Origin of the sequence: Prevotella sp. TF12-30 (genome assembly GCF_003436715.1) — a bacterium.
Taxonomy (GTDB): Bacteria; Bacteroidota; Bacteroidia; order Bacteroidales; family Bacteroidaceae; genus Prevotella; species Prevotella copri_A.
The window spans coordinates 389-611 of the sequence record NZ_QSQJ01000134.1 but is presented as its reverse complement, the minus strand read 5'-3'; the positions used below and the strand labels follow the sequence as shown (position 1 = coordinate 611).

Here is a 223-nt window from a genome sequence, read left to right as displayed (position 1 = left end):
GAAAGGATCTTGATATGCTGCAGCACCGTGTTGGGGTTGTCCCCGATGCTTCTGATTCCCTGCTTGAGGGTTTCAAGCTTGGCGGCATTATCCATATAGGAGAGTTCTAATAATGAATAGCCTGAGCGATAATAGAGCGTAGTCCGCAAGCTATCGCTAACCGTTCCGGCGTATGCGTTTGCCACCAGGGTAGTGGGCAGTAGCATTACCATTACTATTTTTT

The 223-nt window shown here is 48.0% G+C and carries 1 pseudogene; it reads right to left on the bottom strand.

Annotated elements, in window-relative coordinates:
- Positions 1 to 206, bottom strand: a pseudogene (locus tag DXD25_RS16535) (hypothetical protein); the annotation flags it as partial.
- Positions 207 to 223 lie beyond the last annotated feature (17 nt).